This is a genomic window from Wenzhouxiangella sp. XN201, from assembly GCF_011008905.1.
Lineage (GTDB): Bacteria > Pseudomonadota > Gammaproteobacteria > Xanthomonadales > Wenzhouxiangellaceae > Wenzhouxiangella.
Window position 1 is genome coordinate 247220 of sequence record NZ_JAAIVI010000021.1, and the last position, 25637, is coordinate 272856.

At 59.9% G+C, this 25637-nt stretch carries 23 protein-coding genes; 17 read left to right on the plus strand and 6 right to left on the minus strand.

Annotation, left to right across the window (positions count from 1 at the left end; genetic code table 11):
- Positions 1-32 precede the first annotated feature (32 nt).
- The 11 genes from G4Y73_RS12705 (at position 33) to G4Y73_RS12755 (ending at position 14010) form a co-directional block, all read left to right on the plus strand.
- Complete coding sequence (locus G4Y73_RS12705; RefSeq protein ID WP_164232128.1) at positions 33-1055, plus strand: class I fructose-bisphosphate aldolase; 1023 nt, start codon at positions 33-35, stop codon at positions 1053-1055.
- Positions 1056-1248: 193 nt separating this feature from the next.
- Positions 1249-3558, plus strand: coding sequence for an NADP-dependent malic enzyme (locus G4Y73_RS12710; RefSeq protein ID WP_164232130.1), 2310 nt, complete (start codon positions 1249-1251; stop codon positions 3556-3558).
- A gap of 158 nt (positions 3559-3716) precedes the next feature.
- Positions 3717-4493 carry a class D sortase gene (locus G4Y73_RS12715; RefSeq protein ID WP_164232132.1) on the plus strand — a complete coding sequence of 259 codons (777 nt, stop codon included), beginning with the start codon at positions 3717-3719 and terminating at the stop codon, positions 4491-4493.
- Positions 4490-5164, plus strand: coding sequence for a hypothetical protein (locus G4Y73_RS12720; protein WP_164232134.1), 675 nt, complete (start codon positions 4490-4492; stop codon positions 5162-5164). Before G4Y73_RS12715 ends, G4Y73_RS12720 begins: the two co-directional genes overlap by 4 nt.
- 80 nt (positions 5165-5244) lie before the next feature.
- Positions 5245-5445 carry a dodecin family protein gene (locus tag G4Y73_RS12725; protein ID WP_164232136.1) on the plus strand — a complete coding sequence of 67 codons (201 nt, stop codon included), beginning with the start codon at positions 5245-5247 and terminating at the stop codon, positions 5443-5445.
- Between the two features lie 300 nt (positions 5446-5745).
- Positions 5746-7275, plus strand: a complete 1530-nt coding sequence (locus G4Y73_RS12730; protein ID WP_164232138.1) for a diguanylate cyclase — start codon at positions 5746-5748, stop codon at positions 7273-7275.
- 67 nt (positions 7276-7342) lie between these two features.
- Positions 7343-8476 (plus strand): fatty acid desaturase, encoded by a 1134-nt coding sequence (locus G4Y73_RS12735; RefSeq protein WP_164232141.1) that lies wholly within the window; start codon positions 7343-7345, stop codon positions 8474-8476.
- Between the two features lie 74 nt (positions 8477-8550).
- Complete coding sequence (locus tag G4Y73_RS12740; RefSeq protein WP_164232143.1) at positions 8551-10002, plus strand: M48 family metalloprotease; 1452 nt, start codon at positions 8551-8553, stop codon at positions 10000-10002.
- Between the two features lie 72 nt (positions 10003-10074).
- Complete coding sequence (locus G4Y73_RS12745) at positions 10075-10665, plus strand: PAS domain-containing protein (RefSeq protein WP_164232145.1); 591 nt, start codon at positions 10075-10077, stop codon at positions 10663-10665.
- 23 nt (positions 10666-10688) lie between these two features.
- Positions 10689-13226 (plus strand): chemotaxis protein CheB, encoded by a 2538-nt coding sequence (locus tag G4Y73_RS12750; RefSeq protein WP_346426857.1) that lies wholly within the window; start codon positions 10689-10691, stop codon positions 13224-13226.
- 103 nt (positions 13227-13329) lie between these two features.
- A complete protein-coding gene (locus G4Y73_RS12755; RefSeq protein WP_164232147.1) occupies positions 13330-14010 on the plus strand; it encodes a hypothetical protein in 681 nt (226 codons plus the stop codon).
- A 74-nt stretch (positions 14011-14084) separates the two neighbouring features.
- Here G4Y73_RS12755 and G4Y73_RS12760 read toward each other — a convergent pair whose 3' ends face one another.
- Positions 14085-15596, minus strand: a complete 1512-nt coding sequence (locus tag G4Y73_RS12760) for a GTPase domain-containing protein (RefSeq protein WP_164232149.1) — start codon at positions 15594-15596, stop codon at positions 14085-14087.
- Positions 15593-16825 carry a GTPase gene (locus G4Y73_RS12765; RefSeq protein ID WP_164232151.1) on the minus strand — a complete coding sequence of 411 codons (1233 nt, stop codon included), beginning with the start codon at positions 16823-16825 and terminating at the stop codon, positions 15593-15595. Before G4Y73_RS12765 ends, G4Y73_RS12760 begins: the two co-directional genes overlap by 4 nt.
- Positions 16826-17119: 294 nt before the next feature.
- Here G4Y73_RS12765 and G4Y73_RS12770 point away from each other — a divergent pair, with 294 nt between their 5' ends.
- Together G4Y73_RS12770 and G4Y73_RS12775 are read left to right on the plus strand one after the other, a co-directional pair.
- Positions 17120-17512, plus strand: coding sequence for a PRC-barrel domain-containing protein (locus G4Y73_RS12770; protein ID WP_205596638.1), 393 nt, complete (start codon positions 17120-17122; stop codon positions 17510-17512).
- A 136-nt stretch (positions 17513-17648) separates the two neighbouring features.
- Positions 17649-18656, plus strand: a complete 1008-nt coding sequence (locus G4Y73_RS12775) for an NAD-dependent epimerase (protein WP_164232153.1) — start codon at positions 17649-17651, stop codon at positions 18654-18656.
- Here G4Y73_RS12775 and G4Y73_RS12780 read toward each other — a convergent pair.
- On the minus strand, positions 18631-19074 hold the full coding sequence (locus G4Y73_RS12780; RefSeq protein WP_205596639.1) for a GGDEF domain-containing protein: 444 nt from the start codon (positions 19072-19074) through the stop codon (positions 18631-18633). The genes G4Y73_RS12775 and G4Y73_RS12780 overlap by 26 nt on opposite strands.
- A 107-nt stretch (positions 19075-19181) precedes the next feature.
- On the opposite strand from G4Y73_RS12780, the gene cls reads away from it, so the two are divergent.
- From cls to G4Y73_RS12795, 3 genes are all read left to right on the plus strand, one after another.
- Positions 19182-20627, plus strand: a complete 1446-nt coding sequence (gene cls, locus G4Y73_RS12785; RefSeq protein ID WP_164232157.1) for a cardiolipin synthase — start codon at positions 19182-19184, stop codon at positions 20625-20627.
- A gap of 20 nt (positions 20628-20647) precedes the next feature.
- On the plus strand, positions 20648-21937 hold the full coding sequence (locus G4Y73_RS12790) for a cation:proton antiporter (RefSeq protein WP_164232159.1): 1290 nt from the start codon (positions 20648-20650) through the stop codon (positions 21935-21937).
- A gap of 291 nt (positions 21938-22228) precedes the next feature.
- Entirely contained in the window at positions 22229-22429 is a 201-nt protein-coding gene (locus G4Y73_RS12795; RefSeq protein ID WP_240451343.1) for a lmo0937 family membrane protein, read from the plus strand.
- A 100-nt stretch (positions 22430-22529) separates the two neighbouring features.
- On the opposite strand, the gene G4Y73_RS12800 is transcribed toward G4Y73_RS12795, so the two are convergent.
- The 3 genes from G4Y73_RS12800 to G4Y73_RS12810 form a co-directional block, all read right to left on the minus strand.
- Positions 22530-23576, minus strand: a complete 1047-nt coding sequence (locus tag G4Y73_RS12800; RefSeq protein WP_164232161.1) for an OmpA family protein — start codon at positions 23574-23576, stop codon at positions 22530-22532.
- A gap of 86 nt (positions 23577-23662) precedes the next feature.
- Entirely contained in the window at positions 23663-24061 is a 399-nt protein-coding gene (locus tag G4Y73_RS12805; protein WP_164232163.1) for a DUF4398 domain-containing protein, read from the minus strand.
- A gap of 57 nt (positions 24062-24118) precedes the next feature.
- On the minus strand, positions 24119-24532 hold the full coding sequence (locus tag G4Y73_RS12810) for a hypothetical protein (RefSeq protein WP_164232165.1): 414 nt from the start codon (positions 24530-24532) through the stop codon (positions 24119-24121).
- A 176-nt stretch (positions 24533-24708) separates the two neighbouring features.
- Here G4Y73_RS12810 and G4Y73_RS12815 point away from each other — a divergent pair.
- Positions 24709-25637 (plus strand): ice-binding family protein (locus tag G4Y73_RS12815; protein ID WP_205596640.1); only part of this gene is annotated, 929 nt, incomplete at its 3' end.

Genomic DNA, 25637 nt, shown 5'->3' on the forward strand with positions numbered 1-25637 from the left:
TTCACGTTCCAACCGCGTAGCAGGGACCCGACATGACCGACAAACTCGAACAGCTCGTTGAAACCGCCCAGGCCATGGTGGCGCCCGGCAAGGGCATCCTGGCCATCGATGAATCCACCGGCACGATCAAGAAGCGTTTCGACGGCGTCGGCGTGGAGTCGACCGAGGAGACTCGCCTCGACTACCGGTCCATGCTGCTGACCGCGCCGGGGCTGGGTGAGCATATTTCCGGTGCGATTCTTTTCGACGAAACCCTGCGTCAGTCCACGCCTGACGGCAAGCGCCTGGTCGACGTAATGAAAGAGGCCGGCATCCTGCCCGGCATCAAGGTCGACAAAGGCGCCAAGGCGCTGGCCGGTTTCGAGGGCGAGAAGGTCACCGAGGGCCTCGACGGCCTGCGCGAACGCCTGGCCGAATACGCCGAGCTGGGCGCGAAGTTCGCCAAGTGGCGCGCCGTGATCACCATCGGCGACGACATTCCCTCGCGCGCCTGCCTGGATGCCAACGCCCACGCCCTGGCCCGCTACGCCGCCCTATGCCAGGAAGCCGGCATCGTGCCGATCGTCGAGCCGGAGGTGCTGATGGACGGTGACCACGACCTGGATACTTCCTACGACGTCACCGAGGCGACCCTGAAGGCCTTGTTCACCCAGCTCTACGAGCAGAACGTGCTGCTCGAGGGAACGATACTGAAGGCCTCGATGGTCATTTCCGGCTCCGAGGCGTCCGGCCGGGCCAGCACCGAGGAAGTGGCCGAAGCGACCATCGACTGCCTGCTCAATGCGGTCCCTGCGGCGACGGCCGGCATCGTGTTCCTGTCCGGCGGGCAGGGCGATGTGGAAGCCACGACGCATCTCGATGCGATGAACAAGATGGGCGATCTGCCCTGGCCGCTGTCGTTCTCCTACGGCCGCGCCCTGCAACAGGAAGCCCTCAAGACCTGGGCTGCCGATCCCAAGGGCAATCGCGAAAAGGCCCAGAAGATCCTTGCTCATCGTGCCAGGATGAATGGCCTGGCAGCGTTGGGGGAGTGGAGTGAAGACGAAGAAGGCTGAAGCTATCCGTTCCCGATCGCTCGAGCGGGCGATTGGTTCTATGATTTTTTACCGCAGATGAACGCGGATGAACTCAGATAGAAATAGTCTGAAGGGCTGAATGGGCGATCACTCCAGCCGTAAAAGACAATTTTCCTTGATCCATCTGCGTTAATCTGCGTTCATCTGCGGTTTAAAAGTAGTCAGCTCTCCAATGACCGACAAAGACAAGTTCCGCGAAGAAGCCCTCGAATACCATCGGCAGTATCCGCCCGGCAAGATCAAGGTGGTGCCGACCAAGGCGCTGACCACGGCCAAGGATCTGGCCCTGGCCTACTCGCCGGGCGTGGCGGCTGCCAGCGAGGAAATTGCCAAGGATCCGCTCAAGGCGCTGGACTACACCGCACGCGGCAACCTGGTGGCGGTCATTTCCAACGGCACGGCCGTGCTCGGCCTGGGCGACATCGGGGCGGCGGCCTCCAAGCCGGTGATGGAAGGCAAGGGCGTGCTGTTCAAGAAGTTCGCCGACATCAATGTCTTCGACATCGAGATCGACGAGCACGATCCCGACAAGCTGATCGAGATCATCGCCAGCCTGGAACCGACCTTCGGCGGCATCAATCTCGAGGACATCAAGGCGCCGGAGTGCTTCAAGGTCGAGGAAGCGCTCAAGGAACGGATGAACATCCCGGTCTTCCACGACGATCAGCACGGCACGGCCATTATTGCCGCGGCCGCCCTGGTCAACGGCCTGCAGCTGGTCGAGAAGAAGATGGAAGACATCCGCCTGGTCGCCTCCGGCGCGGGTGCCGCCGGCATGGCCTGCCTGGACCTGTTGGTGACCATGGGCGTCAAGCGCGAGAACATCGTTGTCTGCGACCGCGAAGGCGTGATCTATGTCGGCCGCGATTCCTACATGGATGACCGCAAGGCCACCTACGCGGCCGAAACCGATGCCCGCACTCTGGGCGAAGTGATCGAGGGCGCCGACGTCTTCCTGGGCGTGTCGGCGCCGGGCGTGCTCACGCCCGACATGGTCAAGCGGATGGCCGACAGGCCCATCATCCTGGCCCTGGCCAATCCCGTGCCGGAGATCATGCCCGACCTGGCGCGCAAGGCACGTCCCGACGCCCTGATCGCGACCGGACGTTCGGACTTCCCCAACCAGGTCAACAACGTCCTGTGTTTCCCCTACATCTTCCGCGGGGCGCTGGACGTCGGGGCCACCGCCATCAACGATGAGATGAAGATGGCGTGTGTCAATGCCATCGCCGAGCTGGCGCAGATGGAGGCCTCCGACGTGGCCGCCCAGGCCTATGGCGGCCAGGCCCCCAAGTTCGGACCGGAATACCTGATCCCGCAGCCCTTCGACCCGAGACTGCTGGTGCAGCTGGCCCCGGCGGTGGCGAAGGCTGCGATGGATTCCGGTGTGGCCGCGCGGCCGATCGAGGACCTCGACGCCTACACCGAAAGACTCTACCAGCACGTTTTCCGCACCGGCTTGCTGATGAAGCCGGTATTCGACGCCGCGCGCAAGGATCCCAAGCGCGTGGTCTTCGCCGAGGGCGAGGAGGAAACGGTACTGCGGGCGGTGCAGAGCGTTGTGGATGACGGCCTGGCCAGGCCGATTCTGATCGGCCGCCCCAAGGTGGTCGACATGCGCATCGAGCGTGCCGGACTGCGTCTCAAACCCGGCGAAGATTTCGAACTGGTCAACCCGGAATCCGATCCGCGCTTCAAGGAATACTGGCAGACCTTTCACGAGATCGCCCAGCGACGCGGGGTCACGCCGGATTCGGCCAAGGCCATCGTGCGTACGCGTACAGCCGTGATTGCCGCGGTCATGGTGCACCGCAATGAGGCCGACGCGATGATCTGCGGCGTGGTCGGCCGCTACCAGAAGAAGTTGCAGTACATCACCGAGGTCTTCGGCACGCGCGAGGATCACAAGACCCTCGGGGCACTGTCGGCCATGACCAATGAGAACGGCGTGTGGTTTGTCTGCGATACCCACGTCAATCCCGACCCCAGCGCCGAGCAATTGGTCGAGCTGACGCTGATGGCAGCCGAACGGCTGCAGATGTTCGGCATTACACCGCGCATCGCGCTGTGTTCGCATTCCAACTTCGGCAGCCACGTCAATCCTTCGGCCTCGAAGATGCGTCAGGTCTTCAACATGCTGCGCGAGCAAGCCCCCGAGCTCGAGGTCGAGGGCGAGATGCGTGCCGACGCGGCCCTGATGCCTGCCATCCGGGAACGCATTTTCCCCAATTCCAGATTGCGGCGCGAGGCCAACCTGCTGATCATGCCCAACCAGGACGCCGCTCATATCGCCTTCTCCATGGCGCGCGTGATCGGCAAGGGCGTGACCATCGGCCCGATGCTGATGGGCATCGGCCGCCCTGCTCACGTGCTGACCCCATCGGCCACCGTCCGCCGCGTGGTCAACATGACCGCCATCGCCGTGGTCGATGCCCAGCAGTACGAGCAGCGCACGAAGAGCAGCGGCGAACTGTTCGCCTGAACCGGGTCAGTCCCGGCTTTCCCTGCCAGCACCTGACGCCTGCGACGCTCGCAGGGGTCCTCCGACTGCAGCAATTATTGGTGCGCTGGCGAACAGACTGCCACTGATTGCGGCTTCAAGATGGGCGTCTGCTGCAAATTGCAAAGGAATGCCCCGCAATGAATTGGTGCGACCCGTCCATCTCCCGAAAATCCCGTCTACCGAGCGGCACCACACCGATGGCCAAAGGCTCGGGGCGGATGATCGTGGAGCTTGCGTGTTGGGTCGTGGGCATTGCGTTGATCGTGATCTACTTTCTGACCACTTCCGGCCTGGAGACTCAACGCCAGCAGGGAATTGAATTGTTTACCCAGGCGCGAGCGGAAGCAGCGGAAACAACGGTCGGCCACCGCCTGGAAGATCTCCCCTTGCCGGGCCAGACCGCGGTGTCTTCAGTTCGCCAGGAAGCCGTACCCGAAACGGCCCCGGCCGTTGATATCGCCTCCTTGCCGGTTGCGGTATTGCGCATTGCCAAAGTGGGGCTGGAGGTGCCGGTCTACGCGGATCTGAGTGAGCTGAACCTGAGCCGTGGCGCAGGCTGGATCGGAGGTACGGCCGCACCCAACACTGGCGGCAATATGGCGATTGCCGCCCATCGTGATCAATACTTTCGTCCCCTCAAGGACATCCAGGTTGGCGACACCATCGAGCTGGAAAGTCTCTCCGGCCATGGCGAATATCGAGTCTCCAGAATCGCCATCGTCGATCCGGAAGATGTGACTGTTCTGGACGACACTACGGTGCCCACTGTAACGCTGGTCACCTGTTACCCCTTTTATTTCATCGGCAACGCCCCGCAACGTTACATCGTGCAGGCCACCGCCGTTGAAAAACCCGGGAAGGCATTCTCTACGGATGCTGCTCCCACCGCTCGAAACTCAGGAGAAACACCATGAATACCCGCTTGAACGCATTCGTCATGACATCGGCAGCATTGCTGCTGGGTCTGACATGGACCGGAAGCATAATGGCCCAGGAACAGAAGCTTGCATCGGATATGCCGAAACCGCAAACGGACCGCGTGAGTTGCGAGGAAGTCGACTGGCATCGCGACATTCTGCGGGACTACCCTTGGGTCTCCAATGCCTGCCACGAAGCCGTCGTTGTCGATGGTGAGAAGTGGGCCCGCTTCGAGGCTGAATTCCAGCGCTTGAACCGCGATGGAACAATCGTCTCGAACTTCAAGAACGATCGCGGTCGGTCATTGGGCAGCGTGAGCCTGAAGCCTGGCCCCAACCAGCGTGTTCTGCTCGACGGCGAGCCCACGCGTTTTTCTGACCTGCGCCGCGGCCAGATGTTGAACTTCTACGTACCGGAAGGCGTGTACGGCTTTACGACTGAGCCGGGTGCAACGGACGACCAGCTGGTTGATATCGTCCCGACTGAAGACCCTGAAGCTACCGAATCGCCGCGTATGGCGCAGGCTGAGCCTGAAAGGACCCAGCGACCGGCCAGGCTGCCGGCAACTGCAGGTCCCTTGCCGATCATCGCGCTGGGTGGACTGCTTTCGCTGCTCGGTGGTGCGACTCTGACCATGCGTCGGCGATTCAAGAAGCCGAATGCCTGAACAACAGGCTCTTCTAGACGCTCCAGGCCTTGCCGGGCGATTGCACGTCGATCGCCCGGCCTTTTTTTAAGGAAAATCCCATGACCATTGCAAAGATTATTGAAATTTCGAGCGATTCTTCTACCAGCTTTCAGGATGCTATCGAAGCCGGCATCAAGCGCGCCGAGCGTACCGTCAAGAATGTAAGAGGCGCCTGGATATCCGAACAGAAGCTGACCATCGACAGTGGCAAGATCACCAATTACCGCGTGATCATGCGGGTCAGTTTTGTCATTGACTGATTAGGATCGTAGTGACGAAATGAAACATGGGCGCTTGTGCGCCCATGCTTGTTGCGTGGCCTACTACCGCCAGATTCTCTTGATCGGAGGGGCTCAGGTCTTTCCGAGATCGCTTCGGGGGTGTTGAGACAAAAGGTCTGCCCATGCCCGGAAGCGTCTTCTGTGCGGTACCGCACATTAACGGGACCCGCCTTTCCCACATAATTAAAAGCGGACGGAGTGTGCGCAAACGCACCGAAGGCAGGCCAGTCTGTCAATACGATGATATGACAGTCGGCAACAGTTTTGCGAGAGAGATTCATGTCTGATCACAAGTCCAGTCGTCACGAATATCGTCATCGCCGACGCCGTTTCCAGACTCTGGGCCAGTGGGAGAATGAGGGCGGTAGCGTCTGCCAGGAGTCCGACGATACGCAGTCCAGTAGTAGCTCCAATGGTGCCGATTCAGGCGCTGTATATACCGAACCGGAAAGTGCATTGCTCGATGCTCTGCCACTTGGCATCCTGGTCACCAATATCGACGGTGAGATCACACACAGCAATCCCGCCTTCCAGAATCTGTTTGGGGCTTCAGCTTCAGAACTGCTTGGCACCCATTGGTGCCAGGTCATCGATGAGCGGGATCGAGAGATTACGCTAGAGCGCTGGCAGGACAGCGGTGGCGGGCAGGGTCCACTGACCCTCGAAGTGCGCATGATTACCCGTTCTGGAGAACACATCTGGGCACGGCACAGTATTGCCAGCCTGGCACCGAAGCAGGCGGCTCGGGGCTTTATCCATACCATTGAAGACATCAGCACGATCAAAGCTTCGGAGCAGGCTGTCAAGGCTGCTCAGGAAGCACTTTCACAGGAGCGAGAACGAGCGCGGGTCACACTGGAGAGCATCGGCGATGCGGTCATCAGCACCGATGCCAAGGGGCGGGTAACTTACCTCAACGCGGTAGCAGAGGATCTCACAGGCTGGGCTCGGGAAGGGGCATTCGGCGAGGCATTCAGCCAGGTTTTCAAGGTGGTCGATGCGGACACTGGCGAACCCGCACGCAATCCGGCCGAACGGGCCATGGAAAGCCTGGATATCGTGGAGATTCCGGAAAACTGCCTGCTTCTGCGGCCTGATGGCAGCGAGCTGGCCATTGAGGACTCTGCCGCACCCATACTTGACGCAGAGGGCCGACTTACCGGCGCGGTCGTGATCTTCCGTGACCGCAAGATGTCTCGGGAGAGCACCGCAAAGATGGCCCACCTGGCACGCCATGATGCCTTGACCGGCTTGTGCAACCGGGTTTCATTTGCCGAGCACTTCAAACAGGCCATCAATCTCGCTCGGCGCCACGAGAACCAAGTAGGCCTGCTGTTCATCGACCTCGACAATTTCAAACAGATAAACGACAGCCTGGGACACAAGGCAGGCGACAGGTTATTGCGAAACCTGTCCCGAATACTCATCTCCTGCGTGCGAAACACGGATCTGGTTTGTCGCTACGGCGGCGACGAGTTCGTCGTGATGCTCAGCGAAATCAACCGGCTGGAAGATGCCGCCACAGTCGCTGTGAATATTCGGGCAGCTGCAGCCAAGCCGATTCAGGTTCAGGGTCACCTGATTGGTCTGGAGTTGAGTATCGGGATCAGTCTGTATCCTGAAAATGGCGCCGATCTGGAAGCATTGGTGCACAGGGCCGATGCGGCGATGTATCACGCCAAGTTCGACGGTGGCCACGGCTACTGCTTCTATGAAGCCGGCATGGAGCGGCCCAATGCCGAATCTCATCCGGAAGATTCCGTCAACGTGACCCAGCATACTGACGCTCGCAACCTGGCGGGGCGATGATTCAATACAAGGATGATTGACCATCCATCAACCCCGAAGACCTGACCAATGTCAGGAGATTGAGTTTATGAATGCGCACAAACCACAACTGGCCACTCCCAACGTGATCTACTTTGCCGCCGTCCATGTGCTGGCCCTGGTGGTGGCGCCGCTGTGGGGCATACTGGTCGGCTTCAGTGCCTGGTCATGGCTGGCTGCCGGCCTGATCTGGCTGTTCAGCGGGCTGTCCATCACCGCCGGCTACCATCGTCTTTGGTCTCACCGCAGTTACGAGGCGGCGTGGCCGCTCAAGCTGTTCTTCCTCATTTTCGGTACCTTTTCCCTGCAGAATTCCGTGCTGGTCTGGTGTGCGCGTCATCGGGTCCACCACCGCTTTGTCGATGATGTCGAGCGAGACCCACACTCGATTCGAACCAGCTTCTGGCACGCCCACATCGGCTGGATGTTGCGTCACTGGCCCTCGAGCGAAGTCGATTTCGAGCAGGTCTGGGATCTCGAGCGTGACCCGCTTGTCAAGTGGCAGCATCGCCATTATTGGACGCTGACCTGGCTGCTCAACCTGGGCGTCCCGGTCATGTTGGGCCTGCTGGTCGGGGACCTGGTCGGTATGGTGCTGCTGGCCGGTGCCGTTCGACTGGTGTTCAGCCAGCATTGCACCTTCTTCATCAATTCGCTGGCCCACAGTTGGGGCAAGCGCCACTACAGCAACGAAAACAGTTCGCGTGACAACGGCTGGCTGGCGCTATTGACCTGGGGTGAGGGCTATCATAACTTTCACCATACCTTCCAGGCCGACTACCGCAATGGCACTCGCTGGTGGCATTTCGACCCCGGCAAGTGGCTGATCGCGGCTTGTTCCTCTGTTGGATTGGCCGACAGGCTCAAGCGCACTCCAACCTTCAAGATCCGGCGGGCCCGCGTGCAGAAGCAGTTCCGCGAACTCGAGAGTCAACTGGCCTCGAGCGATGCCGCGGAATCCTGGGCTGGGACCATCGAGCGTGAGTACCAGCAGTTCATGGACACCGTCAGCCAATGGCAGGCTGTTCAGGCCGAGCGCGTCCAGGCCGGCACCGCGGCTCTGAGGGAGCAATGGCAGAAGCACGCCTTCAGGGCCCGCTTCCGCGAACTGGACCAGCGCCTGAAGGTTCAGGCCCGTCGCCTCAGTAGTCTGCAACAGGATTGGGGCGCTTCTGTGCGCTAGCGTACCGAAGTCAGATCGGGATTGGCTCAGGCTTGGGGCGTCAAACTCCCATCACCGCCTGAGGTCACTGCATCATGAAAACTCCATTCAGCCAGACTCCCCCGGTGCTTGTTGCCCTGGCGGCTGCATTCATGCTGTTGCAGGGCTGCGCTGTCAATCCGGTCAGCGGCGATCGTGAATTCGTCCTGGTCAGTGAAGACCAGGAAATCGCCATGGGCGCACAGGGCGCCGAGAGCGTTCGGCAATCCATCGGCCTGGTCGACGATGCGGCTTTGCAGAACTACGTGCAGGCACTCGGAATGACGATGGCTGTGGACTCGGAGCGTCCGGAGCTGCCATGGTCGTTCGGCGTTATCGATGATCCGACGCCCAATGCATTCGCTTTTCCCGGCGGCTACATCTTCGTTACCCGCGGCCTGATGGGCCTGATGGGCAACGAGGCCGAGCTGGCCAGCGTGCTGGGTCATGAGATCGGGCATGTGACCGCACGCCACTCGGTTGCCATGATCACCCGTTCCCAGGTGGCCCAGATCGGGCTGGGCGTGGGCAGCATCCTCAGTCCGGAGATTGCCGAGTTCAGCGAAGCCGCTGCCAGCGGGCTGCAGCTGCTGTTCCTGAGTTACGGGCGCGATGCCGAACGCCAGGCCGACGATCTCGGCTTTGGGTACGCGCTCGACAACGGTTACGACGTGCGCGAGATGCCCAATGTATTCGCATCACTGCAGGATGCCAGTCAACTCGCCGGCGCCAGCCCCATGCCCAATTGGCTGGCCAGCCATCCCGCCCCGGCTGAAAGAATCCAGCGCATCGAAAAGCGGCTGGACAATCTGGACCAGCCGCTGGGTGGCACGCGTGTCGGCGAGGACGAATACGTGGGTCGAATCGACGGCATGGTTTTCGGAGTAAACCCACGCCAGGGATACTTCGAGGAAAACCGATTCATGCATCCGGAATTGGAATTCCGGATCACGTTTCCCCAGGGCTGGCAAACCCAGAATCTGGCGCAGGTGGTATTGGCGGGCAGTCCCGACCAGGATGCGGTAGTGCAGTTGACGTTGGCCGCGGGCTCCCCGTCCGAAGCGGCCGAGGAATTCTTCGCCCAGGAAGGCCTGGCGTCGAGCAACGTGGATTCACGGTCGATCAATGGGCTCAGCGCCGTAAGCGGCCGTTTCCAGGCCCAAACCGCAAATGGTGAACTTGGCGGCCGGGCCGCTTTCATTGCCCACGAGAATCGAGTCTACCGCTTGCTGGCCTATACCCCCGCGGACAAGTTCAGCCGCTATGAATCGGCCTTCCAGCAGACCATCGGCAGCTTCGCCAGGCTGACCGACCGCCGGGCGCTGGCAAAACAACCCGAGCGCATTTCCATCGTTCGCACACCCCGGGCCATGACGCTGGACGAATTCGACGCCCAGTATCCGTCGGTGATTGACATGGAGCGCCTTGTGCTGATCAATCAGCTTTCCGGCCCCAATGTAACCATTCCGGCCGGGACCCCGGTCAAACGGGTTGTTCAAGCACGCTGATCCCGCCTGACAATAAGCCTGACGGCCCATGGGGTAGAATGAAATAATAATCTCTACCCTAGGGGTTTAAGCATGACAACCAGCAAGCGGAACGGGCCTGAGCATTTACGCGCCGATGCCGAAGGGCGACTGCGAAGCGGCACGGCGCCAGCGACCGCAGGATGGGCGCTCGAGGCCGAAACGCTGTCATTACTCTACCGCCTGGCCAGCAACCCCGAAAGTTCCGCCGATGCCCTCAAGCTGCTGCATGAATTACAGACCCATCAGGTGGAGCTGGACCTGCAGCATGCCCAACTGGCAGAGAACGAACACGAACTGGCCCTGCAGCTCGCGCATTTCCAGGTGCTGTTTGATCATGCGCCGGCTGGCTACCTGGTGCTCGGGCGGGATAGCCGAATTCTTCGGGCCAACCGGGCTGCAAGCAAGGTGTTCGGACTGGAGGTGGGTCAGCTCAAGGACCATATGCTGACCAGTCTGCTGAGTCCGGAAAGCAGGTGTGCGGCTCTCGCCGCACTGGAAAACGCAGAAACTGGGGATGAGACCAAGGTTGTCCAGGTAGAGGCGCTGGACTCCCGCCGGCTTGGCCTGTCAACCGGCATGGCCCCGGGCGAGGATGCCATTCTGGCGCTGGTGTTTCCGGAAGCCCCCACCCAGCCAGGCTGATCCCATGGATTGGTGCTCCTGTAGTGGCTGACCAGCCCGCCACCGGCATCGTCGGCATCGGCGCCTCAGCCGGCGGGTTGGCGGCCCTGGAAGACTTCATGAGGAATGTGCCGGCCGATAGTGGCCTGGCGTTTGTGGTCGTCCAGCATCTGTCACCGTCTGAGGAAACCCAACTATCGGAGTTGCTGCAGCGCGTCACCTCGCTGGGGGTGCATGAGGCGCGCCAGGATGAATTGATCAAGCCCAACTGCGTTTATGTCATCCCGCCAAACACCGAGATCCGCGTGGTCAAGGATCGTCTGAAACTGGCCAGACCAACTGAACCGAGGGGCTTGCGACTACCGATCAATGTGTTGTTTTCGTCACTGGCAAGTGCCCGCGGGAGAGATGCCATTGCCGTTGTTCTGTCCGGTATGGGTTCGGACGGTACCCTCGGCATGCAGGCGGTCAGGGCGGTCGGCGGCCTGACGGCCGTGCAGGAACCGGAATCGGCCCAGTTCGATTCGATGCCCAAGAGTGCAATCGCCGCCGGATGCGATGACATCGTGGACACGCCCGAGGCCCTGCCGGACCGAATAATGGGCTACCTCCGACAGGTCAGGGGTCCGGCCGAAATCGCCCCGGATGAGACCGGATCAAAATCAGGGCAGGATGCCATGCAGTCCATCATCGGGCTGCTACAGGAGCGAACAAGACACGATTTTTCGCAATACCGCGCCAGCACCCTGAACCGCCGCATGCAGCGCCGGCTGGCCATTCACGGTTTGAGCGAACTAGCCGAGTACGCCCGCCTGCTCGACGACAACCCGCAAGAAGTGGATCTGCTGTTCAATGAAGTACTGATTGGTGTGACCGATTTCTTCCGGGATCCCGAAGTCTGGGCACACCTGACCGAGACTGCGATACCGGAACTCCTGAGCAGGGAGGAGACGGAGCCTGAACTGCGCGTGTGGTGTGTCGGTTGCTCGACCGGCGAAGAGGCCTACTCTCTGGCCATGACCCTGGTCGAAGCCATGGATCGCCAGTCAGGCGATTTCAGATTGCAGATCTTTGCCACCGACCTCAGTCAGGATGCGATTGCACATGCGCGCCGCGGAGAGTATCCGCTCAGCATCGAGTCAAGCGTTGGTGAACGACGCCTGGCCCGGTTCTTCAGCAAGCAAGACAATCACTACCGAGTCAACCAGTCGATCCGTGATCGGATCCTGTTTGCGCGACATGATGTGATCCTGGACCCACCCTTTACCAAGATCGATTTGATTTCCTGCCGCAACCTGCTGATCTATTTCGATCCACAGCTGCAACGAAGCTTGCTACCCTTGTTCCATTACAGTCTGCGCCCCAGTGGCCTGCTGTTGCTTGGGAGTTCCGAATCCGTTGGCCGGCTGGGCCACCTGTTTCTCCCCCTGGAGTCCAGGCTGCGGCTTTTCCAGCGCCAGGATCGCGCCGTGGGCAGGGGGCCTGATTTCCTGCTCAATTCCTATCCTCCGCTTTCAAAAAAAGCCAAGGAGCGCGACGTGAAAAAGCCCGAACCGTCCCCGGCCGATCAATCCAGCCAAAGCCTGCAAGCCGCAGCCGACCGCGTTTTGCTGCAGGTTTATGCACCGGCTGCGGTGGTCTTGAACCAAGATGCTGATATCGTCTATATCAGTGGCCGTACCGGGAAGTACCTGGAACCGGCGGCGGGCAAGGCCAACTGGAACATTTACGCCATGGCCCGCGAGGAATTGAGAGCGCCCCTGGCGCAGGCCATCAAGAAGGCCGCCGCTGAAACGACCTCGGTCAATCTGCATGACATTGAAGTCGGCACCAACCGTGGTTCGCAACGGGTAGACCTGACCGTTCAGGCCTTGCAGGAGCCGGCTAGCCTGCGCGGACTGACGATCGTCGTGTTTCGCGATGCACCGGATAGGCCCAGGTCGACGGAAGCCGGAAAAGGCAAGGGATCGAAAGCCACGCGGGCCGATGCCCAACGCCATCAGGACGAGATCCAGGCTCTGCGCGAGGAGTCCCAGCGCCACCGTGAAGAAGCCGAAGCAGCGCAAGAGGAACTGCAGTCGACCAATGAAGAGCTGCAATCGACCAATGAAGAGCTGACCACCTCGAAAGAAGAATTGCAGTCCATGAACGAGGAGCTGCAAACCATCAACAGTGAAATGCAGACCAGGCTGGATGATCTCATGCTGGCCCAGAGTGACATGCAGAATGTCCTCAACAGCATTGAAATCGCGATTCTGTTCCTGGACCGGGACCTGAACGTGCGCCGCTACACCGAACGTGCCGCGGACATCATCAATCTGCGCGAAAGTGATGTCGGCCGCCCCTTGAGCGACTTGACGACCAGTCTCGAGTACCCGGACCTGCAGCGCGATTCCGCCGAAACCCTGCGTAGTCTGAAGCCGAAAGACAAGCAGATAAAATCATCGGATGGGCGCTGGTTTGCCGTTCGCGTCATGCCCTATCGCCGCCTGGATGACGTGATCGACGGGGTCGTGATTACCCTGGTCGACATTACCGAAACAAAGGAAATCGAACAGTCCCTGCGCGACAAGAGCGAATGACCGCCATAAATTCACCGGGTTTCGTGACCCGCATTCCAGTTCCGTCAATCCAACCCGGAAAATCCTTGACGCCGGCACTCGCCGCGGCGGACGATGCTGCCAGATGTCTGGCTCGGGAAATCTCGGGGGAAACGGTATCAGGAGCGTTTGGTCGAGAGTTGGTGTTCTGCTGGCAGTCCTGGCCTGGACAGCTTCGGCAGCCCATGCCGGATTTGACTACCCGGCCCGCCCCTATCTGGAACAGAATCTGACCCTTGCGGCCGAGCGCTTTCCCGGCGATCTGCCCTATCAGCGCTGCTGGGCGGCGGTCAACGCAGTCTGGGAGTTCACCCAGGATCACTTCGGCCCGGACCATGCCCAGGCCTGGCTGGCGCCCTGGTGGCAGGGCGGTCAATGGCGCAAGCTTTGCGATGGCAAAGGATTGCGCAACATGCAATCACGCCACTGGGGCATTACCTGCCCCTATCGTTCCTGCCCCGAAGGGGAAGGACCCTACATCAGTATCAATCATGACCGCATCTACTCGGGTCAGTGGCCTGAGCCCTGGCTACACGGGCGCTTTTACTATGTCATGGCGCACGAGATGGCGCATGCGATTGGTCACTACTACGGCGACCCGAATTGGGCCGACGACCACTGGGCCGATGGGGTAGCGCGCGCCTTCGGCGCCGCGGTCTGTTCGCATTCTCCATATTGCCGTCGTGGTTCATCCCACGCACAGTTCGGACCACAGGCCTCGTTGGAGACCCTGATTGTGCCGCCGCGAGCGCCGATCCGCGACTGAAAGCAACCATCAACGTAATCAGTCGCGAAAGTCCAGGCCGTTCAGTTCGACAGCCTGGGGCGTGCGCATTCGTATCAGGGATTCCTGAGCAGGACACGCCCGGCATTACCCAACTGGCGCCATAGCAGATCCCAGTTCTCCTCGTGCTTGCGGGCACGCAGACAGCGCAGCAGCCGAACCTGGTTGGCCGCGTCCTGTTGCCTGAGCATAGCGGCATTGAGGGCGTCGTCGACGTTGTAGGTCTTGCCTTCAGCCAGGCACACGGGAATGACCCGGTCAACATCGACATCAAGATCCCGGGCCACGGCAGTCAGCGCCGCGGCAATCTGGTTGGCCTTGGTGTCGGCCGGTGGATCGAGTAAATAAGGCGGATTCCATTCGCGCACCGGGCGCAGTCGGTCGATATGGGTCATCACCACCAGCAGCGGCGGCGATCGACGCTTGGGGTCTGCCAGCATGGCGCGCAATTGGTCCAGGCGCTGGCGCTCCTCGTCGCGATCCGGACGATGGGCAGCGCTTACCCAGAGAATCAGGTCGGCGTCGATGGCCGTCTTTTCCAGCACCCGGCTGCCGAACAGCGCGCCGTCGAATCCCGGCGTGTCGAAGATCAATCCCTGGATCTCGTCGTCGCGTTCGAGCCGATAGCCGACAATCTCGGTGGTGGTATCGGGCAGCAGGTCGACAGCAGCTGTCACTTCACCGAACAGTGCGTTGATCAGGCTGGACTTGCCGGCATTGGTACGACCCAGCAGCAGTACGCGTAACGGTTCATGCGCATCGTCCTCGTTCACCGCGCCTGCAGCCAGGCGCTTATCCGGTGCGTCCAGTCGCATTTGATCTTCCAGTCGTGCCAGGCCACCGTAAAGGTCGATGGCGTGGTAGCCGAGCTTGCGAATGTACTCACGCAGCAGCCAGGTCTGAACCCGTTCCGAGCCGTGGTCGAGCAATTGGCTGCCGACCGCGCGGCGCAGCTCGGCCACCGCGGCCGATTGCGGCGCGAATATGGCCCGCGCAGCGCGGTACCAGCCTTCGTGCCGCTTGAGCAGTGCACGCAGGCTATTCGCCCGAGCCATGGTTCCCAGGGTCAGGCGGTGGCTGAACGGGATGTTGCTGACGACCTCGTCGCGCAGTTCCCGGGCAGCCCGCTCGATGATGGTCAGGGTATGCGGCAGGGTCATTTCCAGCAGCGGCTGGGATCTGTGTGGATGAAAATGACCGGCCACCGTGAGCAATACATGCCGCGCCAGGCGTATCAGGGTGGCGCCTTCGTTGAGCGGCCATTCGTCCACGGTGGCTTCCGAAGCCAGCTGCTCGATTCTGACCCAGCAGGCATCGGCTTCAGCGGTCCAGTGCGCACCGGCCCGGGTCGTGGATTGCGGCAGCGCGTGCTGCTCGCGCACCACGGCGATCCGGCTGATCGCCAGGCCGACACCTGAAGCGAGCGCGGCCGCCAGCAGCCACCAGAGTAACAGTCCCGCTTCCCACATCCACAAAGTGGCAAAGACGGGAAGCACGATCAGCGGCAGTACCGTGATGCCCAGGGCAATCACCCGCAGCCAGCCGAACTCCTTGACCAGGTCCTTCATGGCTGCCCCTTCCGGGCTTGCTGCTGACGAAGCAGTTTCCGGCCCTGGTTCAGACCGTCCCGATAGGCTTGCCGTATTGCCGTAGCGTCGATGGCGTGGCCTTCCAGCTTGCGACCAAGATAAGCGCAGGCGGCCTTGCCCAGGGCGAATGTGATGGCGCCGCTGGCAGTGGCACCCAAGACCGCCCCGGCGGTTTGGCCCCAGACCGGGATCAGCTTGACCAGGCTTCGTCCGGCTAGACGTGCGCCGTAGGCGGCTGCAAATCCGGACCCCAGCAGGCCCAGGAATTCGGCGCTGCTGCGTGCCGTCCAGCGCTGCTTGTAAAGACCGGCCAGGCGGTGCAGCAGCCCGGCCTGCAATGTCGGCACCAGGGCCAGGTCAACGACTGGCAGGGCGCCGACGGTGCCGGCAGCCAGGCTGAATCCGACAATGTGGGGATGGGCGGCACGGCTGTAGAGATCACTGATCTCGGAATCGGCGCGCAAGCGTGCTTCCAGGCCGAGTGACGCGGCTTCCTCGATCGCGTTCCACAAAGCGTCGAGCCCGTAATCGGTTGGCTCGAAGCCGTCTTCCGGCAGGGTGAAATCAATCGGGACCCACAACAAAGGGCCCTTGCCCGGCAGGCCGGCAAAGAACTCGCGCTGGGAAATCAGCAGACGGCTCAGGCCCTCCGGTACGATGGCCTGCCAATTGTCTTCGCAATACGGATAGGGCAGGACATGCACTGCCTGGTCATCATCATATCCATGGTGCAGGCAGGTCTGGGCAATGACGACAGGCCAGTCCGGGTGGCGCTTGCGGACCTTTCTCAAGACATCCAGGACCGATTGGGGTCGGGGTTCGGCAGCCCGGACCACGACGATCAGCAAATGGGCTTGATCCTCGCACAGGGCGATATCCTCGGTCGGGTCGTAACCCACTTCACCCAGGCCGCGGGTATCGAGAAAGCGCACCACGGGTACTTCCTGAGGAAAGTCGTAGATGCTGGCCGTGCGGGTACAGGGTCGGAAACCGTTGCCGATTGCCGCGCGCGAACTGCCCGTCAGGGCGCGAACAATGGACGTCTTTCCCGATTGAGCTAGCCCCAGCAACCAGACGACCGGGGCCGGCTCGCGTTCGGCAGCCTTATTCAGCGCCTTTGCAAGTTGTCCGGCATCGACCTTCGGCGCGCTCAGTGCCTGGTGCAACCGCTGCCGAAGTCCGGTCCAGAACCCGTGATTGTCGCTCATCTTTCCTTCGCTGGCCATGAAGGGTGCATCAGATCAATTATGCACGTAGGCATTTGACAGGGGTGCCCTATTTCGCAATCTTGCCGGATAGAAGTGACCCGCGATTATGTTAGAGAACGCACAGACAAATCCTCGAAAGTCAACCATTGTAATGGTTTCAGCCCGTGTATAAGCGCGTGCCTGGAAGATGAAAAAAACCCAGTCCGAGAGATCATCTGAAGATCAACTCATGAACAACAATGAGGTCGAAGGTCGCGTGAACGAGGCCAAGGGGAAGATCAGGAAGGAATCGAGATGAACTACGCAACGACACAATCGAATAACGGCTACGACACCGCTGACGCCATGCAGGCCGGGGCCACCTTGACAAGTGCCGCCACCATAACGGGTGAACAAGTCCGCAACCTGCAGGGTGAAAGTCTTGGCAAGATTCAGGACCTTATGTTTGATATCACTGAAGGGAAGATACGATATGCCATCCTGGAGTCGGCTGACTTTCTGGCCATGAGTAGTCGCCTCTTCGCTGTTCCCTGGAAAGCATTAAAGCGGGACGGGGAGAGCCGGGGGTTCAGGCTCGACATGGATACTGAGTACTTGAGAAAAGCGCCGGGCTTCGGCAAGGATGATTGGCCGAATATGGCTGACGCCGCCTGGCGAGCGAGGATCGATTCATTCTACGCAAGGTAATCAGATAACGCGCCGAGCATGGAAGGTCCGGGTGCCCACCTATCCGGACCAACCGGAACGATGAGGTCATTTCCATTGATCATCGGTGTAGAATGCCAACCATCCCTCTGGAAAGTTACCCAGGTAAAACAGTCGAATGCAGCCTATACTCGTTACCGGAACTGCCGGCTTTATCGGCTCCCATGTCGCACTAAGACTGCTCAAAGATGGCCACAGGGTTGTTGGATTTGACGATCTCAACGACTACTACGATGTCAGCCTCAAGAAGGCGCGGCTGTCCCGCTTTGAAAACCATCCCGCCTATACCCATATTACTGCCAGCCTGGCTGATCGCGAGTCAGTCGAAGATTGCTTCGCCACCCATCGCCCCGCACGTGTTATTCACCTGGCCGCACAAGCGGGGGTGCGCTACGCCGCTGAGAATCCACACGTCTATATCAGCTCCAACGTAACCGGCACGTTACATATTCTGGAAGGGTGCCGGCACTACCCGGTTGAACACCTTGTATTCGCCTCGACCAGTTCGGTTTACGGCGCCAACACCAACATGCCATTCAACGAAGGTGACAGTACCGAACATCCGTTGACGCTCTATGCCGCCACAAAAAAGGCCAATGAGCTGATGGCGCATTCCTATTCCCATCTCTACGATATTCCCAGCACCGGGCTTCGATTCTTTACCGTCTACGGTCCCTGGGGTCGACCGGATATGGCGCTATTTCTGTTTACCAAAGCAATTCTGGCTGGTGAGCCGATTCGGGTATTCAATCACGGCAAACACCGTCGTAGTTTTACCTATATCGACGATATTGTCGAAGGCGTGATTCGCGTCCTGGAAAGGCCCCCGCGGATCGATCCCGACTGGAGTAGCCAGGCGCCAAACGCCGCAACAAGTGGAGTCGCCCGGTATCGAATCTACAATGTTGGTAACGAAACCAGCGTTGAGCTGTTGCGCTATATTGAAGTATTGGAGGAATGTCTTGGGAGAAAGGCCGAAATGACCATGCTGCCCATGCAGCCCGGCGACGTCCCCGGCACCGAGTCGGATGTCACGAGCCTGGCAAAGGCGATCGACTACAAGCCCAGGGTCGATGTAGAGGAGGGGGTAGCGAACTTCGTCAAGTGGTACCGGGGTTACTACTGAAGGTTACTTTGCCGGCAGGTGGCGCTAGACGTGAGAAACCATCCCGGGGATAGAGGGCGATCCCGATACTGATGGAAACATGGATGGGCTGGTCTGAGAATTGGAAGGGCAGCACGACAGCATCGATGATCTTCTGGCCCACGAGCTCCACATCTTTTTCGGTCCTGGTGCTGGTCAGGATCACGGTAAACTCATCGCCGCCCAGGCGGGCGACCGTATTGTCCTCCCGAACACAATCAGTCAGGCGCTCCGCCACGTCGATCAGTAAGCGATCTCCCGCTTCATGGCCGAGTGAATCGTTGATTTCCTTAAAGCCATGATTTCCCCGTCCTCCGCACTCTGCATGACCATCCGTGTGAAGCTTGGGAACCGATTGGTCATGTACTCCTGCCGTTGCTCTGAACAGCCGCCGCTCCACGGTCCCGAATAATGGGGTTTCGGGTTCAGCGCGCAGAAAAATTGGCTGCAGCGAAGACCCATTCCACACCATACGTTCGATAGCGTACAGAGGCTTGGGAGTCGTTCATGCAATGGTGCTTCATGAACTGGCGTGGCAAATTTAGACGACTGGTTACGGTTTCCGCGATCGTGCTGTTCGCACACCTGATCGGCTTTGCTACGTCATTGCACGCACTGATGGGTGTGCGCACGGCGCCGGGGACCGTCGCCTGGGTTGTCTCACTCAACGCGATTCCTTACGTGGCAGTACCTGCTTACTGGCTGTTCGGGCGGAACGGAATTGATGACTATGTTCAGATAAGACGTCGGCGCGTGTCTTCTCTGAACCAGTCGCTGGAATCCCACCTGTCAGAACTGGAACCATTTCGGGCCGAATGGAGTGAGCATGAGCCCGGGCTACGTGCGGTCGAACAACTGGCGCACATACCGTTCGTCGACAGAAACCGGGCCGAGTTGCTGATCGACGGAAAAGCAATCTTCGAAAGCATCTTCGACGGCATCGATGCCGCCGAGGACTACCTGCTGGTGCAGTTCTATATCTTGAGTGACGACCAAAGAGGTCGGGAGCTGCAACAGAAGCTGATCCGGAAAGCGCAAGAGGGCGTGCGGATCTACGTATTGTTCGACAGCATAGGAAGCCTCGATCTGAGTCGGTCGTACATAGATGAGCTCATCGATGCTGGCGTCGAAATTCGTTCGTTTCTTCAACACGATAGCTGGCTCGACCGCTTGCAGCTGAATTTTCGTAACCACCGAAAGCTCGTCGTCGCTGACGGAAAGGTCGGTTGGGTGGGAGGCATGAATATTGGGGACGAATACGAATCTGCGGGCTGGCGGGACGCACAGGTGCGAATAGAAGGGCCGGCGGTGTTGAACCTGCAACTGTCATTTCTCGAAGACTGGCGCTGGGTCACAGAGGATTTGCCTGTTGTCTCCTGGCAACCGCACCCGGCAGGCGATGCCGGGGTGCCAATACTGGTCATTCCCTCTGGACCCGCCGACGAGTTTGAAACCGCCAGCCTGATGGTGCAGCAATTCATCCACATGGCCGAGCAGCGGATCTGGATATCCAGCCCCTATTTTGTCCCCGACGAAGGCGTTGTCGGAGCCTTGAAGTTGGCCGCGCTGGGCGGGGTGGACGTGCGTCTGTTGCTGCCCGAACACACGGACAGTCGCCTGGTTGGCCTGGCCGCGCACAGGTACATGGATGCCCTGACTGCCGCCGGTGTCCGGATTTTCCGCTACCAGCCGGGGCTGATGCACGCTAAAGTATTCCTGATCGACGACCGAGGGGCTGCTATCAGCACGGCGAACATGGACAACCGATCGTTCCGCCTGAACTTTGAGTTGACCGCGCTGGTTGCCGACCCGGAATTCGCCATCGAGGTCGGGAAGATGTTCGAGGTCGATTTCGCCAATTCACGCGAAATGGAAGACGATGCAGTTGCAGATATGTCTCTTTGGTTTCGCCTTGCTTCCCGGGGAGCGAATCTGTTAGCGCCGGTGCTTTGATCTTATCGGAAGAGTAACCAATGACGACTGCCACCTGGTTCATAATGATTGGGTTGTTGCTGCTGCTAGTGGGGTTTACATACTCAAATCTCAGAAGCGTACCGACGACTTCCGCCATTCTCTATCTGCTTGTCGGATGCATTGTCGGGCCGATGGGTTTCGGCCTGTTCCATTTCAATCCGCTGAAAGAATCAGCCTTACTCGAGATCTTGACAGAAATCGCGGTGCTTGTTTCGTTGTATTGCGCCGGTGTAAAGATGCCTTCCCCGGTAACCTTCAGACGTTGGCGCACCCCCTTGCAACTCGCGGTCATCTCGATGGCGATCACCGTGGGCCTGGTGACAGTGTTTGGGTACTACTGGCTCAGTTTGCCGCTTGGGGCTGCCGTGCTGCTGGGGGCAGTGGTTGCGCCGACCGACCCTGTTCTGGCAACGGAGGTCCAGGTACGTCATGCCGATGATCCCGACCATCTTCGCTTTTCCCTGACCTGTGAGGCCGGAATCAACGACGGCAGCGCCTTTCCGTTTGTCATGCTGGGTCTCGGCTTGCTTGGGCTGCACGACCTCGGCGATTCTGGCGGCCGGTGGTTGCTCATGGACGTGCTCTGGGCCAGCGGCGCTGGCATCGGTATCGGCATCGCGATGGGCTGCGCTGCAGGCTGGCTCATTTACCGGCTGCGTACCAAGTTCGAAGACACCGTATTTCTTGAAAGCTTTCTCGGCCTGGGGCTGATTGCACTCGCTTACGGTATTTGTCTGCTGGTGGATGCGTGGGGATTCCTCGGTGTCTTCAGTGCGGCGGTCGCCTTGCGCCATACCGAACTGAGACTGGCCAGGGGTACTCAAGCGTTTCCAGCAGGCGTCACAACACCAGGCTCGAAGGTAAAGTCTCGCACAGAGACTCATATGCATGTCAGCGAAAGTTCCCTGATGTTCAATGAGCATTTGGAAAGAATTGCGGAGATCGTGCTGGTTCTGCTGATTGGTGGTTCGCTCTTCTGGAATTCCTGGAGTTGGCGAGCGGTCGTCTTTGCCGGGTTCCTGTTTATCATTGCCCGCCCGCTGAGCGTGTACCTGGGACTTCTGGGAAGCAGGGCACCCATGCGGGTTCGCCACCTTGCGGGCTGGTTCGGCGTGCGCGGTATCGGTTCGATGTACTACTTGATGTATGCCATCCAGCATGGTCTCCCGGAAGAACTGGCGCTGGAATTGCTCCACCTGGTCCTGGTAACGGTAGCCCTGTCGATTCTGGTGCACGGAGTGAGTGTAAAGCCTACGATTGCACATTTCTGGCATCGCCAATCGTCCTGACATGAGCTCCTCTTCACCAGCATCGAAGACTTGAAGCCGAGCGTGTTGCAACGCACAGACGAGAAGACTGCCTCCCCCTCAGAATGGGGATCACTTCCTGGAGACGATTCTGTCGGCTCGCGCTCGCCGGTGGCTATCTCCTCAGTCGTATCTTGAGCTCACGCTAGGGCACTGTTTTGCATGTCCCGCTATTCCGATTAATAATCGGATCACAACGGCAGCACTCCTTCATAAGTGCTGGTAGCAAGTCGAGTGTGCGATAGCGCACAGATAGTCGCGGGTCGGAGGCGCATGCTTTGGATCACCCCCTCACTCGGTGATGGCACCGAAGGAATGAAGATCATGCTATTTACGATTGCCGTTGTCCTTGCCGTGCTTTGGCTTCTCGGTTTCGTCTCCGGAACCACGATGGGGGGATTGATTCACATTCTGCTGGTACTGGCAGTCATCGTAGTTGTTTTCCAGCTGCTTAGCGGACGCCGGGTCGGGTAGAGTCCGCCCAGCATCGACCCTGACCCAATCTTACCTTCCTTGATACCGTCCGCTTCGGCCCTCCTCGCAATTGGAGGAGGGCTTGAGCGGGCACTCCTACCTAATAGTCACTTGCCAGCGAGTCCTGCGGATTCTCGATGATGATCTCGACCCGGCGATTCTGTTGCCGGCCCGCTGCCGTTTGATTGCTGGCGATGGGCCGCTCCTGCCCGAGACCAAGAGCCGTTAGCCGGTTTGGATCGATTCCACGCTCAGTCAGATAGTTCATGACGGACTCGGCCCGGCGTTGCGACAAGCCCAGGTTGTAGGAACTGGCACCGACATTGTCGGTATGCCCCTCGATTTCGACGCGCCGGTCAGGATAACGCTTGAGAAAGTCTACCAGCTGGGACAGGTGCCGATCGGCGCCAGGTTCCAGGACGGCCCGGTCGGTGGCGAACAACAGGTCACCTAGCGTCAATACCAGGCCACGGTCGGTTATCTCTGCCTGCAGTTCGCTGATCTGTCGTCGCAGATCAGCCGCCTGGGCGTCGGCATCCATCCTCGCCTGTGCCTCGGAACGTCGCGCTGATTCGGCTTCGGCTCGCGCTGCATCGGCATCTGCTGCAGCCCGGGCTTCCAGGGAACGAGCCGACTCGGCGTCGCGGCGCGCTTCATCGGCGCCGGCGGAAGCTCGTGCCTCTGACATTCGTGCTGAACTGGCAGCACGACGTGCGGCATCGGCTTCGGCCATGGCTTGTATTTCCGCGTAGCGGGCCTTCGAGGCCGCATCCTGGGCCCTGCTGGCATCACTGCGTGCAAGATAGGCTTCATTGCGAGCGCGATCAGCGTCGGCACGGGCGAGTTCGGCCTCGCGGGTACGGGCCATCAGCCTGGCCTGTTCGCGTTCCTCAACCAGAGCTTCGCGCTGGTCCGCGGCATAACGCGCAGTCGCCTTGGCCCTGGCGATGTCAATCATGCGTTCGGCCATGTAGACGCGGTGATCGCCCAGACTGGACTCGTCTGATGGCAGCGGACGCTCGGCAAGTCGAACCGCGGCTTCGGCCTCGTGCAACTCCAGTGGTGCGCGCGGGGCCAGGTTCGGGTCGGCCTGTAGCGCGCTTAGCTTGCCGCGGGCCTCGGCTGCCCCCGGGGGGCTCGTTGGCATCGTTGCGCAGGCGGCGAGAAATAGCAGCGAGCTCAACAGCATTGCCGCAGAACCTGCGCGCGTGATTGATATTGTGGTGAAGAGTTTCATCTCTGGCCTCCCGTGCGGCGCACTTCATCGATCAGGGCCTGAACGCCTCGGCTCAGTTCCTGGTTTGATTGCAGCGCCTTGGATGTTTCCGTCGCCGCGGACGCAAGTTCAGCGGCAATCTTTGCCTCCTCGGCGAGTCGTTCAGCTTCGATCATGTTCTCTCTGCGTACGGCACTCTCGGCCAACTGCAGGCGCCGGCGCGCATCGTTGAGCTCGACACCCGCGTAATGCTGGGCGTCGGAGCGTTCGGCGTTGGTGATGGCCTGCTGTGCTGCCGACAGGGCTGCGGTTGGTGCAGGTGGGGCGACGGCACAGCTGGCCGTCAGCATCAGTGCTGCCACGCCCGCGCCCAGGTAGAGGCGGCGGGTGAGGTTGGGAAGGGTCATATTGCGCATTGTCTTGCTCCTTGGTCAAAGCCGAGTCTCTCGCCGGCAATCTGCCAGCTCGGCCATTTACTCCAGCGCTTTTGAGTGCGGTTCTCCGCGCAGTTGCTTCATGCAACCGTGAAGGTCATGCGACAGTCGCAACTTGGCTTGATCCGATTGGCTGATGGATTTGTCCGTGTGGATCAACGAATGGGCATCATTCAGCGCCTGGCCTAGCAGAAGTACGGTCTCCAGCAGTTTGGTGTTCTTTTGAAGAAGGTTATCGATCTGCGCCAGGGCAGTCTGAAGTTGAATCTGGGGATCTGCACTTTCAAGGCAACTGAATTGCTCCGGCCGTGCTCCTGCTCGCCATCGTGCTCGCGTGAACTGCGCGACCTGATTCCCCACGATCCCCATGAGAATCTCCGGTTGGATCTGCCGCGTTGAGTGCCTGTGACCATTCATTGTGTATGTCGTCATCTCTGGATCCTTGAGAAGCATTCTGAGCAATCACAAAATGACCCTCACGGAATGGCTTGTCTGTTCGGCAGCGAACAATGATGGCTTCCGATGCTCCCGTCGCGTGTGTACTGAGTCGATCAAGGGCTTGCTGGCGGGAATGTGCGGTACCGCACAGAGATATGGCTGGCCTGAAGCTAGTCTTGTCATTTACATGTATGCCGATTCAGAAACGCCATGAGGGAATTTTGATGATGAACAGTTTCCGAGCCTCCACGTCGCGGTTTGCCACGCCAGTCGCCCCAGACGCTTCTTGCCGGCAGATATCCTTCATTCTCAGAGCGAGCGCGGGCGCGGCGTTGTTATTGCTTACCGTCCCGGTGTTGGCACAGACTGCACCCGACCTTGGGTCGACCAGCTCCTTTGCGATCACCTCTGAAACCTTTACCAATACGACAGCCGGGACCGCTATAACGGGTGACGTCTGTTACACGATCGATCCTGCCGTCGATCCGACCATTGTCGGAACCGAAGAGACGCCATGCCCGGCTGTGGTCGGCACGGATCAGAGTGCCGCCCGGGCCGAGCTGGATGCACAGTCATGTACTTCGATCGGTGCCGCCGTAGCGCTGGACGAGATCAGCATCGGCGGCGGGCCGCCGGGAGAGTTCCCGCCCGGCTGTTACTCGAGTACCGGTGCAATGAGCATTACCACAGGTACTACGGTCACCCTGAGCGGCGAAGGTGTTTACATCTTCAGGCCCGATGGTGCGCTTGATCCGGCAGCCAATTCGAGTGTCGTAACCGCCGACGGGGCCTGTTCGGACTCCGTCTTCTGGACGCCCACCGGCGGTACGACGATTGGCGCCAATGCCGCCTTTGTCGGAACCGTGTTTCGGGGTACGGCCGCAGGCCTCAGCATTACACTGGGGGACTCGGCATCGCTTGACGGTCGGGCCCTGGCGTACGGTTCGACCGTCACCACCGCCAACAATGCCATTGCCGTGCCACAAGAATGCTCGGAACCCGGCACCGGAACCATCATTGTCGAAAAGCAGACCAACCCGCAAGGTAGCCCTGAAAGCTTTGCATTTACCGGCGATGCCCTCGGCAGTCTGAGCGATGGCGAGCAGATCGTGGTCGACAA